Source organism: Salmonella sp. NW1250 (genome assembly GCF_051812965.1).
Taxonomy (GTDB): Bacteria; Pseudomonadota; Gammaproteobacteria; order Enterobacterales; family Enterobacteriaceae; genus Salmonella; species Salmonella enterica.
In genome coordinates this window covers 483,857-496,904 of record NZ_JAMNDD010000001.1, presented here as the reverse complement: position 1 = coordinate 496,904, position 13,048 = coordinate 483,857, and the positions used below count along the sequence as shown (strand labels likewise).

12 protein-coding genes are annotated in these 13,048 nt (G+C 52.7%); 6 read left to right on the top strand and 6 right to left on the bottom strand.

Annotated features, from left to right (window positions below; translation table 11 throughout):
* Positions 1–74: 74 nt before the first annotated feature.
* Complete coding sequence (locus NBA72_RS02530; protein ID WP_042947215.1) at positions 75–1,700, top strand: methyl-accepting chemotaxis protein; 1,626 nt, start codon at positions 75–77, stop codon at positions 1,698–1,700.
* Positions 1,701–1,760: 60 nt separating this feature from the next.
* On the opposite strand, the gene NBA72_RS02525 is transcribed toward NBA72_RS02530, so the two are convergent.
* Positions 1,761–2,684, bottom strand: a complete 924-nt coding sequence (locus NBA72_RS02525; RefSeq protein WP_000414259.1) for a LysR substrate-binding domain-containing protein — start codon at positions 2,682–2,684, stop codon at positions 1,761–1,763.
* Between the two features lie 292 nt (positions 2,685–2,976).
* Here NBA72_RS02525 and hglS point away from each other — a divergent pair, with 292 nt between their 5' ends.
* The 5 genes from hglS (at position 2,977) to NBA72_RS02500 (ending at position 9,737) form a co-directional block, all read left to right on the top strand.
* Entirely contained in the window at positions 2,977–4,320 is a 1,344-nt protein-coding gene (hglS, locus tag NBA72_RS02520; protein ID WP_000024100.1) for a 2-oxoadipate dioxygenase/decarboxylase HglS, read from the top strand.
* A gap of 48 nt (positions 4,321–4,368) precedes the next feature.
* The gene (locus NBA72_RS02515; protein ID WP_000933978.1) at positions 4,369–5,877 is read left to right on the top strand and encodes a carboxylesterase/lipase family protein; all 1,509 of its coding nucleotides are present in this window, start codon (positions 4,369–4,371) and stop codon (positions 5,875–5,877) included.
* A 219-nt stretch (positions 5,878–6,096) separates the two neighbouring features.
* A complete protein-coding gene (locus tag NBA72_RS02510) occupies positions 6,097–7,752 on the top strand; it encodes a glucan biosynthesis protein D (RefSeq protein WP_001081948.1) in 1,656 nt (551 codons plus the stop codon).
* A 195-nt stretch (positions 7,753–7,947) separates the two neighbouring features.
* Positions 7,948–8,523: a YceI family protein gene (locus NBA72_RS02505; protein ID WP_001024325.1), complete on the top strand. Its 576-nt coding sequence runs from the start codon at positions 7,948–7,950 to the stop codon at positions 8,521–8,523.
* A gap of 11 nt (positions 8,524–8,534) precedes the next feature.
* Positions 8,535–9,737 carry a lactate oxidase gene (locus NBA72_RS02500; RefSeq protein ID WP_000848084.1) on the top strand — a complete coding sequence of 401 codons (1,203 nt, stop codon included), beginning with the start codon at positions 8,535–8,537 and terminating at the stop codon, positions 9,735–9,737.
* 46 nt (positions 9,738–9,783) lie between these two features.
* On the opposite strand, the gene aac(6') is transcribed toward NBA72_RS02500, so the two are convergent.
* The 5 genes from aac(6') to sgcQ form a co-directional block, all read right to left on the bottom strand.
* The gene (gene aac(6') / locus NBA72_RS02495; RefSeq protein WP_023243923.1) at positions 9,784–10,221 is read right to left on the bottom strand and encodes a cryptic aminoglycoside N-acetyltransferase AAC(6')-Iy/Iaa; all 438 of its coding nucleotides are present in this window, start codon (positions 10,219–10,221) and stop codon (positions 9,784–9,786) included.
* Positions 10,221–11,012, bottom strand: a complete 792-nt coding sequence (locus NBA72_RS02490; protein WP_001670738.1) for a DeoR/GlpR family DNA-binding transcription regulator — start codon at positions 11,010–11,012, stop codon at positions 10,221–10,223. Before NBA72_RS02490 ends, aac(6') begins: the two co-directional genes overlap by 1 nt.
* Positions 11,013–11,027: 15 nt before the next feature.
* Positions 11,028–11,660, bottom strand: coding sequence for a ribulose-phosphate 3 epimerase family protein (locus tag NBA72_RS02485; RefSeq protein WP_042947220.1), 633 nt, complete (start codon positions 11,658–11,660; stop codon positions 11,028–11,030).
* An 11-nt stretch (positions 11,661–11,671) separates the two neighbouring features.
* Positions 11,672–12,109 (bottom strand): SgcA family PTS sugar transporter subunit IIA, encoded by a 438-nt coding sequence (gene sgcA, locus NBA72_RS02480; RefSeq protein ID WP_000606454.1) that lies wholly within the window; start codon positions 12,107–12,109, stop codon positions 11,672–11,674.
* 131 nt (positions 12,110–12,240) lie between these two features.
* Complete coding sequence (gene sgcQ, locus NBA72_RS02475) at positions 12,241–13,047, bottom strand: BtpA family protein SgcQ (RefSeq protein WP_000118615.1); 807 nt, start codon at positions 13,045–13,047, stop codon at positions 12,241–12,243.
* Between the last annotated feature and the right edge of the window lies 1 nt (position 13,048).

Below are 13,048 nucleotides of genomic sequence, written 5' to 3'. Positions count from 1 at the left end.
CAAACGTCACGAAGTGCCGATGACTATCTAACGGGCGTGTTTTACGCATAAAACCTACAAGAGAGTCGACGGTCATGGGCAACACATTCTCGATGCAAGCCTCGCATAAACTGAGCTTCCTGCATCATATTCGGCTGGTTCCGCTGTTTTCCTCCATTCTCGGTGGCATCCTTCTTCTTTTTGCTTTGAGCGCCGGGCTGGCAGGCTATTTTCTGTTACAGGCCGATCGCGATCAGCGTGATGTCACGGACGAGATTCAGGTACGGATGGGATTATCCAACAGCGCTAACCACTTACGTACCGCACGTATCAATATGATCCACGCTGGCGCGGCGAGCCGGATTGCTGAAACGGATGAAATGAAAGCCAATATTGCCGCTGCGGAAACGCGGATCAAGCAGTCTCAGGACGGCTTTAACGCTTATATGTCCAGAGCGGTGAAAACACCTGCCGATGACGCGCTGGATAACGAGTTAAACGCCCGCTACACCGCCTATATCAACGGCCTGCAACCGATGCTGAAATTTGCCAAAAATGGCATGTTCGAAGCGATCATTAATCATGAAAACGAGCAGGCAAAACAACTGGATGCCGCATATAACCATGTCCTGTTGAAAGCGATTGAACTGCGCACCGAGCGGGCGAGACTACTTAGCGAGCAGGCTTACCAACGTACCCGGCTCGGTATGATGTTTATGATTGGCGCATTTACGTTGGCGCTGGTATTGACGTTAATGACCTTCATGGCGCTGCGTCGCACGGTGATACAACCCTTGCAGCAGTCTGCGTCACGTATCGAACGCATTGCGGCGGGCGATCTGACCATGGCTGACGAACCCACAGGACGCAGTGAAATTGGTCGCCTGAGTCATCATCTTCAGCAGATGCAGCATGCGTTGCAACAAACGGTAGGGGCGGTACGTCAGGGGGCGGAGGAAATTTATCGAGGCACCAGCGAAATTACTGCTGGTAATACGGATTTATCTTCTCGTACTGAACAGCAGGCTGCCGCCATTGAACAGACCGCAGCCAGTATGGAACAGTTGACGGCAACCGTTAAGCAGAATGCGGATAATGCGCATCACGCCAGCAAACTGGCGGAAGATGCTTCCGGTAAAGCCAGCCGCGGAGGCCAGATGGTTTCCGGGGTCGTACAAACGATGGGGAATATTTCCACCAGCTCGAAAAAAATCTCGGAAATTACCGCCGTCATTAACAGTATCGCTTTCCAGACCAACATCCTGGCGCTGAACGCGGCGGTCGAGGCGGCACGCGCCGGGGAACAAGGACGCGGTTTTGCGGTGGTCGCCAGTGAGGTTCGTACCCTCGCCAGTCGCAGCGCGCAGGCGGCAAAAGAGATTGAAGGCTTGATCGGCGCATCGGTCAGCCTGATTGAACAAGGCTCTGAAGAGGTTATCGCTGCGGGGAGCACCATGAATGAGATTGTGGATGCCGTCAAACGCGTCACCGATATTATGCTCGACATCGCGGCAGCCTCTGATGAGCAAAGTCGCGGTATTGTTCAGGTCAGTCAGGCGATTTCTGAGATGGACAAGGTTACGCAACAAAACGCGTCGCTGGTCGAAGAGGCGTCCGCGGCGGCGGCTTCGCTTGAAGAACAGGCCGCCCGCTTGACGCAAGCCGTTGATGCGTTTCATTTACAGGATACTGGCGCGACAATGCGATCATCCTTCCTTTAATAAGCGTCGCGCCAGCGGGCTATTTTAGCCGCGGGCGCGTTTAATGTCCGACAGCCGCTATCACAGCGGCATCGATTTACGGATCGCCGCAATCAGCATTTGCGCCCCGGTTGAGAGCGGGATATCAACTCGCGTAAGAATACCTATCGGTTCGCCTGCGCTCTGGGTCGGCACGGGTAATGAGACCAGCGTCGCCTGGCGAAGATCTTCTTTAACCGCGCCAGAGGGGACGAACCAGACGTAATCGTAATCTACGGTCAGTTGTCGTGATAACGATGCGGATAGCGTTTCGATACATCCGGCAGGCATTTTACACCCCTGGCTTTGCAACAGGGCTTCCGCATTCTGGCGCGGTACCGTGCCTTTTGGCGAGACGACTACCGGCCACTCCATAACCCGACTGAGCGTGATCGTCTCCTGTAACAGGGGATGACCGGGGCGTACCACTAATTTAAGCGATTCTAAAAACAGCAATTCGTAATTTAAACCGCCCATTAATTCCGGGTCTGACATGCGGCCAATACCCAGATCGATCTCGCCTGATTTCAGACCTGCAAGCAACATCGTATTGTTCATGGTCGCGACCTGTAACGAGGTCGATTTTTGCTGTTGATGGAACCGCCCAATAGCCGCCGGGAGTATACCCAGCGCAGCGGTGGGGAGCGCGCCAACACGCACCACATCGGCGCTGGCGTCCTCTTTGCGATTCAGCGCCTGCCCGGCGGTATTCAATGCATCTAATACTTTTACCGCATGAGTCAAAAATTGTTCGCCAGGAACCGTTAATTGCGCGCCCAGTCGCCCGCGTTCAAACAGACGGGTTCCGGTGAGTTGTTCCAGTTCGTTCAGCGTTTTAGAAAGCGCTGGCTGGCTCAGGTTAAGGGTTTCAGCCGCGCGCCCCAGAGTTCCCTGTTGCGCAACGGCGACAAATGTATGAAGGTGGCGCAACCGAATGCGCTGACTAAACAGACCATTTTTTTCCATAAGCGATGTTAAAAACAGAGCCGTGCGGGTGACAAGTAAAGTTGTTTGTTTTTGATAACCTGATAGCAAAATATTATTAACATTTTACCATTTCAAGTTACAACTGTTTTATTTTACTGATGATTCAACTGCCGTTAAGCGTGTTAAGCCGCGATCTGGTCGGGGATATGCCAGCTCATGTCAATCCGTTCTGCATAATGAATTCAGACCGGATCACACTTTATAAATTCTTCTCCCCGGAATGGATGAGGTTTTCTACACTCCAGGTAACATTCACTGGAGGCATGACATTATGGCGAACACCATCACGGCAGATGAGATTCGGGAACACTTTTCGCAGGCAATGTCGGCAATGTACCAGCAGGAAGTTCCGCAATACGGTACGTTACTGGAACTTGTGGCTGACGTGAATCTGGCGGTGCTGGAAAATAATCCCAAACTGCATGAGCAGTTGGCTAATGCCGATGAACTGGCGCGATTGAACGTGGAACGACATGGCGCCATTCGTGTTGGCACCGCAGAAGAACTTTCTACCTTGCGTCGGATATTCGCCATCATGGGGATGTACCCAGTAAGTTATTACGATCTCTCTCAGGCGGGCGTGCCTGTGCACTCCACGGCATTTCGTCCCATTGACGAGGCTTCGCTCTCGCGTAATCCCTTTCGCATGTTCACTTCGTTATTACGCCTGGAGCTCATTGAAAACGCGGCATTACGCCAGCGGGCGGCGGAAATCTTATCGCAGCGGGATATTTTTACATCGCGCTGCCGACAATTGCTGGATGAGTACGACGAGCAGGGCGGTTTTAGTGCTGCTCAGGCCGAAGAGTTCGTCCGTGAAACGCTGGAGACTTTTCGCTGGCATCGTCAGGCTACCGTTGATGAAGAAACGTACCGCAGCCTGCATCGTGAGCATCGTTTAATTGCCGACGTGGTCTGTTTCCCGGGATGTCACATTAACCATCTGACGCCGCGTACTCTGGATATCGACCGGGTACAGGCCATGATGCCGGAGTGCGGCATTACGCCTAAAACTCTTATCGAAGGTCCGCCTCGCCGCGAAGTGCCTATTCTGTTGCGGCAAACCAGTTTCAAAGCCCTGGAAGAGCAGGTGCTCTTCGTTGATGAAAAGCAGGGTACGCACACGGCGCGCTTCGGCGAAATTGAGCAACGTGGCGTCGCGCTGACGCCAAAAGGTCGTCGATTATATGACGAACTGTTGCACAAGGCGGGAACGGGTAAGGATAACTTCACGCATCAACTCCATTTGCGGGAGGTCTTTAACGCCTTTCCGGATAGCGAATTTCTGCTTCGCCAGCAGGGGCTTGCCTGGTTCCGCTATCGCTTAACGCCATCCGGCGAGGCGCATCGTCAGGCGATCCATCCTGGCGACGATCCGCAGCCGCTTATTGAGCGCGGTTGGGTGATCGCGCAGCCGATTACCTATGAAGATTTTCTTCCGGTCAGCGCAGCCGGCATTTTTCAGTCGAATTTGGGAAATGAAACGCTGGCCAGAAGCCACGGCAATGCCAGCCGCGACGCCTTTGAACAGGCGCTGGGATGTGCTGTACGGGATGAATTTTCGTTATATCAGGAAGCGGAAGAACGCAGTAAACGCCGTTGCGGTCTGCTTTAAAAGCGGTAAGCTTCACAGGCTGTGAGGATACTGTAAAAGGAAGGCGTTATGTTGAATCCCTCCATCCCGCTGGTGGCGACGCGTCACGGTAAAATCGTGGGCGTCGTACAGGAAGAAATCCATATCTGGCGCGGTATACCTTATGCCGCGCCGCCAACAGGGGAGCTACGCTGGCGTGCGCCGCAGCCTGTTACGCCCTGGCAGGATGTGCGCCAGGCGGATTGTTTCTCCTGCGCCAGTTGGCAGGATATTACCTGGTGTCGCGAACTCGGCGGCGGCGATCCGGGAAATTTTTCCGAAGACTGTCTCTACCTGAACGTCTGGGCTCCCGCCGTACGTCATGAACCGTTGCCGGTCATGGTCTGGCTACACGGCGGCGGTTACACTATTGGCGCGGGAAGTTTGCCGCCCTATGACGGTCAAGCGCTGGCGAAGCGCGGCGCGATCGTGGTGACGGTCAATTATCGGCTTGGCCATCTGGGCTTTTTCGCGCATCCGGCGCTGGAAGGCGAAGAGGCGGAGTGTATTCATAATTTCGCTTTACTCGATCAAATCGCTGCGCTGCGTTGGGTGCAGGACAATATTGCCGCATTTGGCGGCGATACGCAGAATGTGACGTTATTTGGCGAATCCGCCGGCGCCCGCAGCGTGCTGTCGTTGATGGCTTCGCCGTTGGCGAAGGGGCTTTTTCATAAAGCGATTATTCAGAGTGGTTATACGCTGCCGGATACGCCCCGCGAGGTGGCGCTAAAAAAAGGCGTTGCGCTGGCAGAACATCTTGGCTTAGCCCATGCCACTGCCGAACAGCTACGCGCTTTACCGGCAGAGACGTTTTGGCCGCTGGACGCGCCTTTTAAAATTGCGCCGACGCCGATTTCCGGCGACGTCGTGCTGCCGCATCCGATGCTGGAAACCTTCTTTGCGGCGAAACAGCATCCGATACCGGTGATGATCGGCTCGAATAGCGATGAAGCCAGCGTATTGGCAGTTTTTGGCGTCGATATTGCCGGTCAAATTCAAAAAATGCGCCGTGAGCGGCGTGTTGGCCTGGGGTTAATCCGGCTGCTTTATCCTGGAGTGAAAGGCGACGAAGCGCTAGGGCGGCAGGTCTGTCGGGATATGGTATTTACCACGTTGGGTTATGTCGTCATGCAAGCGCAGCAGCGGATCGGCGAACCGTGCTGGCGTTACTGGTTTGATTATGTCGCCGAAGCGGAGCATAACACCTACGCGAATGGTGCCTGTCATGGCAATGAAATACCGTATGTATTCGATACGTTAACGCGGGCTGAGCCCACATGCCATTATGTGAATGAGAATGACCTGGCCTTTGCCTCGCAGGTTGCGGATTACTGGGTGAATTTCGCTCGTCATGCCAGCCGCACGCGCGACGTGCTGCACGGCCCGGTTCGCTGGCCCGCCAGCATTCGGGGGCGAGATCGTCTGTTGCGGATTGGGCTGAACAAACTTGCCGGTTTTAAAGTGGAAAACCGCTTTATGCGTGCGCGTCTGGCGCTGTTTAAACGAGTCATGAAACATCACGTTAGTCTGGAATAAACTTTTCATAACCTGAAGAATGCTGCGTGAGGTTTACATCCGATTAGGTCGGTTCTTATCGACATAAAATATTTACGCTTTTGCACAGTTTCCAGGCGACCAACAATTGGATTATTAATGAATTTTGTCTAGAGTGAGCGGTCAGAAACGGGCACATTCTTGCTGCTGAAAAAACCAGCGCGGGACCATTCACAAGACCAGAAGGACTCATTTTCAGGTATGAATCGTAGACGATTTATTAAAGGTTCAATGGCAATGGCCGCCGTGTGCGGTTCCAGCGGTATTGCTTCACTCTTTTCTCAGGCGGCGTTTGCCGCGGAATCCGATATTGCGGATGGTAAAATTGTCCGTTTTGATTTTGCTGGTCTGCAATCAATGGCCCAGGCGTTAGCGAAAAAGCCCTGGGGTGGCGCGCCGGGACCCTTGCCGGATACGCTCGCCAATCTGACGCCGCAGGCCTATAACAGCATTCAGTATGACGCGGCGCATTCACTCTGGAACGGTGTTGCCAACCGGCAGCTCGATATTCAGTTTTTCCACGTAGGGATGGGCTTTCGTCGTCGCGTACGCATGTTTTCCGTTGATACGACGACGCATCTTGCTCGCGAGATTCATTTTCGCCCGGAACTGTTTAAATACAACGATGCCGGCGTCGACACGACGCAACTGGAAGGGCAGAGCGATCTCGGTTTCGCCGGTTTCCGTGTCTTTAAAGCGCCGGAACTGGCGCGGCGCGATGTCGTCTCCTTCCTGGGCGCCAGTTATTTCCGGGCGGTAGATGATACTTATCAGTATGGCCTGTCGGCTCGCGGGCTGGCGATAGATACCTATACTGACGGTCAGGAAGAGTTCCCTGACTTCACCGCATTCTGGTTTGACACCGCGAAGCCGGGCGATACTACGTTTACCGTTTACGCTCTGCTGGACAGCGCCAGCGTGACGGGCGCATATAAGTTTGTGATCCATTGCGAAAAATCGCAGGTGATCATGGATGTAGAAAACCATCTCTACGCCCGTAAAGATATTAAGCAACTTGGCATTGCGCCGATGACCAGTATGTTTAGCTGTGGGAATAATGAACGCCGGGTATGCGACACCATTCATCCGCAAATTCACGATTCCGATCGGCTGGCGATGTGGCGGGGTAACGGCGAGTGGATTTGCCGCCCGCTGAATAATCCGCAGAAATTGCAGTTCAATGCATATATGGACGATAACCCAAAAGGGTTCGGCCTGCTGCAACTCGATCGCGATTTCTCGCATTATCAGGATGTGATGGGCTGGTACAACAAACGTCCGAGCCTGTGGGTGGAGCCGCGCAGTAAGTGGGGGAAAGGTGCAGTTAGCCTGATGGAGATCCCAACCACTGGTGAAACTCTGGATAATGTGGTCTGTTTCTGGCAGCCGGAAAAAGCGATCAAAGCCGGGGATACGCTGGCATTCAATTATCGTTTGTACTGGAGCGCGCAGCCGCCGGTACGATCGCCGCTTGCGCGGGTCATGGCGACCCGTACAGGGATGGGCGGATTTCCCGAAGGTTGGGCGCCGGGCGAACATTACCCGGATAAATGGGCGCGCCGTTTTGCTATTGATTTTGTCGGCGGCGATCTGAAAGCGGCCGCGCCAAAAGGCATTGAGCCGGTAATTACACTCTCCAGTGGCGAGGCGAAGCAGATTGAGATCCTCTACGTAGAGCCTTTCGACGGTTATCGTATCCAGTTTGACTGGTATCCGACCTCGGATTCTACGGCACCGGTGGATATGCGAATGTTCCTGCGCTGCCAGGGGGAGGCTATCAGCGAAACCTGGCTGTATCAGTATTTCCCGCCCGCGCCGGATAAGCGCCGTTATGTCGACGATCGTATCATGCGTTAGTCAGTTTGCCTTCTGTACCGCCACAAAGGCGGTACAGGTTGCGGAAATTGCCCTGGCATAAACTCATTCGTGAGCTGCTGTTTTTGTGACGCGGCCTTTTCATCGTTCTATTTTTGCAACAGTCCTTCCTGTTTATCCCTCTCGATCCTACGGACAGGGAACATTAAGATAGCTTCACCTTATTTAAGATATAAAGTGAATATAATGAAAAAGAGTTTTCTTGGTGCTGTCCTGTCTCTGGGTTTATTAAGTGCTGCTCATGCAGATGTATATAAATTTGATAATACGCATACCAATGCGGTATTTAATATCGATCATTTCCAGACCTCAACCAATCATGGCGGGTTTTATACTATTAGCGGCGAACTGAAATATCAGCCGGAAAAGCAAGTCGCAGAGATGCGTGTGACGATTCCCGTGAGCGCCTTAAATACCGGGGTGGATGCGTTTGATAACCATATCCGCAGTAGTGATATTCTGGATGCGGAAAAATATCCAAAAATAGTATTTAAATCAACAAAATGGCATTTTGAAGATAATAAACCAGTTTCTATTGACGGTTTGCTAACAATGAAGGGAGTAACTAAGCCCGTTACCTTAACCACCACCAAGTTTGGCTGTTATATGAGCCCGATATTCAAGGCGCAGGTTTGCGGTGGTGATTTTGTCACGCAAATAGATCGCACCCAGTGGGGTGTAGATTATCTGGTCGATATGGGGATGACGAAAGTTGTCGATATAAAAATTCAGGCAGAAGCGGTTAAGCAATAAAGGGAATAATGATGAAAACTCATCACCTCATTCGGGTAGTAGCCTCGCTGGCGATGTTGGCAACGTCAGGCCTGGCTTATGCAGAAGAGTACAAAGCCAGCACGGACGAAAAAGCAATAAAAATGACGAACGTAGCCTCTCTGGAAGCGCGCGTTCAAGCCAGAATGGAGAAAGGGGCATTTGGTTATATTCGCGGTGGAGCCGAAGATGAGAATAACCTTCGCAGCAACACCGAAAGCTTTGACAAAAAATATATTATGCCGCGCGTATTACAGGGCATTGAGTTAAAAGAGATCGATTTATCAACGCAGCTACTGGGTATTCCGCTTAAAACGCCTATAATCCAGGCACCGATGGCAGCACAGGGCCTGGCCCACGCCTCCGGAGAGTTGGCGACGGCGAAAGGCATGGCGCAGGTCGGTTCGATTTTCTCGTTGAGCACTTATGGCAACAAGACCATCGAAGAGGTGGCTAACGTTTCCGGGAAAAATCCGTTCTTCTTCCAGCTTTATATGAGTAAGAATAATCAATTTAACGAATTTATTCTTGCACAAGCGGTAAAGCATGGCGCTAAAGCGATTATTCTGACCGTAGATTCGCCTGTCGGTGGTTATCGGGAAGAAGATATTAAAAATAACTTCCAGTTCCCGTTGGGCTTTGCAAACCTGGAAATGTTCGCCAGAAAAAATGACGATGGTTCAAAAACCGGCAAAGGGGCAGGGATAAGTGAAATTTACGCGCAGGCTAAACAAGCCTTTACGCCGGAGGATATTGCCTATGTACATCGTATTTCCGGTCTGCCGGTTATCGTAAAAGGCATTCAGTCGCCGGAGGATGCTGAAATTGCTATCCAGGCCGGGGCCGCAGGAATATGGGTTTCTAACCATGGTGGCCGTCAATTAGACAGCGGGCCGTCCTCATTCGATATGCTTCCTGCGATTGCAAAAGTCGTCAACAAGCGAGTGCCTGTTATTTTTGACAGTGGAGTACGCCGTGGTTCGCACGTATTCAAAGCGTTAGCCAGCGGGGCGGATATTGTGGCGGTTGGCCGGCCTGTATTATACGGTCTTAATCTTGGCGGCGCTCAGGGTGTGGCATCAGTGATTGAACAGCTAAACAAAGAGCTGACAATTAACATGATGTTGGGTGGCGCCAGAAATATTGAACAAGTGAAAACGACACGCTTGTTAACTGAAAAAGATCTGCCCCAGTAATATAAAGGTCGGGTACTATACCCGACCTTTTCCTGTATGATTTCCCTCAACAACGCTTTCGGTAGAAAATGACGCGCTCTGTTTCCTCAAATCCTAACGCCTGGTGAACTTTCTGGGAAATTGTATTTTCCGGCGAGGTATCAGAGGCCATTTCCCGACACCCTTTATTCGTTCCCCATCGTTGCACCGCTGCAATCAATTGTTTCGCTACGCCGCGTTGACGGAATGAGGGGAGAACAAAAATACCTTCAAGGAAAACCACGGGCGAACTGTCACAGCCATTGACATAATCGTGGCGGATTGAGGCATCCGCAAAGCCAATCGCCACCCCGTCTGCCATCGCAATAAATGATGCCAGATGATCGGCTTGCAGAATTTCTTCGCCGTCCGCCAGATGGGCGTCATCCGGGTGACCAGGCCAGAGCTGTTTTCGCAATCCGCGCCAGAGCTCCAGATGGGTTTTGTTCATTTGCCTGATGTCCATTAGCGCGCTCCTGATGAGGGGTCTGACATGATGAGACGGCATCCCGCTTGCTGATAACGTCGGGCGATAGCAGACGGGAGCGCACTGTCGCTAAGAATGGTAGTAATACAGGACAGCGTCGCCACCGCATGGGGTTCTACAGTATCAAACTTTGAGTGATCGGCCATCAATATGACCTCGCGTGAGCGCTGAATAATGCGCGTTTTAACGCCCACTTCAAACATGGTAGCGTTGGTGATGCCCGTTTCAATCGACAGCGCATCGCAGGAGATAAAGGCGCGTTCAACGGCAAAGGCGTTAATCATCTCCAGCGCCAGACTCTCGCCCACCGAAAAGTAACCGGGGCGAATCAGTCCGCCGATAATGTAACTCTCAACGTGTGGGAAGCCACCCAGTTCATTAGCGATTTTGATGTCATTGCAAATGACTTTTACTTTGGCGTCGACCAGACATTTTGCCAGTTCCAGACAGGTGGAGCCGGAGTCGAGAAAAAAGCAGTCTCCATCCTTGATGAACGTGCGGGCGAGGGCGGCGATTTCGCGTTTCGCCTCACTTTGTAACGTTCGCTTAACGTCGAAAACATATTCTTTATCTTCCGTACTGTCGTCGAAGTCAATACAACCATGGCCGCGAACCATTCCGGGATAACGGCTGGCGATATAGTGAAAATCCCGGCGCACGGTTGCCTCTGCATAGCCAAAAAGCTCAATAGCTTGTTGTGTTGAGAGGTGCCTGTGTTGCCAAAGGTAATGCAACATCTGTTTGATACGGTCGGGGCGCTGTTGGCTCATCAGCATATGGCTCCTTTATAGCGCGGTGAATTGTGACAACGTCACATCATAGTTCGCCGTCGTGAACAACGCCCGGCCAATCACCAGATGCTGTGCGCCTGCGGCGGCAAGCAGCCGTGCGGCGCGAAGTGTAATACCGCCGTCCGCCCAGCATTCCGCAGCAGGGAAATGCTCTCTGCTCTGGCTCACTTTTTCACACATCGCGGCGATAAATTGCTGCCCGCGCCCGTCGGGTTCGCTGGTCATGATCATCAGCGCATCCAGTTGCAATGCCAGATAACGATAAGGCAATAGCGGCGTTGCCGGGTTAAGCGCCAGTCCTGCTTTCGCCCCGATAACGCGAATATCCGCCAGAATCTCCGAGGGGTTTTGCACGCTTTCGGCATGAATGAAAATCCAGCCGGGGCGGATAGCTGCAAGCCAGGGTAGCCAGCGTTGCGGTGATGAGACCATCAGGTGAAATGAGAGCGGATGGCGAGTGTGTTGTGCGACTGCCTGAATGGTTTTCATACCGAAGGTAATATTGTTGATGAAACTGGTATCTTCGATATCCAGATGCAGCGAGCCGAGAGGCGCATCGTGTAAAGCGGTCAACGCCTCGGCATAGCGCAGCGGATCGGCGGAGGCCAGTGAAGGGTGCAGGATCATCGGAACCTCCATCAGCGCAATGCGGTTAATTGCGCGAAAAGCGCGGCATCATTTGGCGCATCTTGCAACATCGCGACGCTTTCCGGCGAGTCGAGCCACTGGCTGATGCGTTGAATGGTGCGAATATGTGCTTCGGCATCCGTGGCGCTGGCGCAAAGCAACAGCCAGATGGGATCGCAATCCGCATTGCCGAAAGCGACCGGCGTTGCTAACGTAGTGACGCTGATTTGATTATGGTTAGCGCCTTGCTCTGGTCTGGCATGGGGCAGCGCAATCCCCGGCGCGATAAGATAATATGGCCCCCATTTAAGGGTGTTCTCAATAATACCGTCCAGGTAGCAGGGGGCCGCCGCGCCGAAGGTAATCAGCGGACGAACGGCGATATCCAGCGCGTGTCGCCAGTCGCTGGCATGGCGTTGCGCCTGAACCCACTTAACATCATTAATCATCGATCGTTGACTCCTTGCCGGTTCGGGTTACTCTGGAACCGATCCCCGGCGTGTCTTTTGGCGAAGGCGACGGAGATCGGCAGAAGAGTTATCGCTCTCTGCAGGGGATAAGCGTTTTGCTTATCCCCATTTTATTGTCGGATATGTCGTACTTTCTCCATAAACTTCGCCACGCGCGCCTGGTCGACAAAGTTGGCGAAGACGCCGTCTTTTTTAAACGTGGTTGCCGTTACGCATCCGTCGGCAATGCAGAGCTGCTCCTCGACGTTTTCCAGACACACCCCGGTATTCGCCAGCACGACCGTGTCGGGGACGGTCTCTTTTACCCGCTTCAGTATGGCGCTATCCGTGCGAGCGCCCGCCGTCAGCCCCGAGACGCACAGGGCATCGGGGTTATTGTTAAATACGGTCGATTTCGCAATTGAACAGACATCGCGGTTTCCCAGATACACCGCCGCTTCCGGCACGATGTTAAACAGCGTTTTCACGTGGCCTGCGCCGATGCGATGCTGATGGCGAATGGTTTCGCCGACATTCGTATCCCAGACGCCAAAATCGCTGGCGTAAGCGCCGGTGAAAATTTCGCGGATAAATTTTGCGTCGGTCGCCATCGCCAAATCAAACGAGGCCACAGGGTCCCACAACACGTTTACCCCAAACGGTACGCGGATTTCACTCATTAACTGACCGATGATTCTTGCCATCGCGGCGGTCGTTTCCGGTCTGACTTTCGTTAAATAAGGCAGACTAAATTCGTTGGAGAACATCACCGCATCCACGCCGCCATTTTGTAGCGCCATTAAATCGTCATGGGCGCGGTCAATTACCCAGTTCATGCCTTTCCTGGTATCGAACCCGGGATCGCCCGGCAACGCCCGTAAATGGCACATGGCGATAACGGCTTTTTCTGTTCCTATTACCTCTTTTAGCCAACTCATT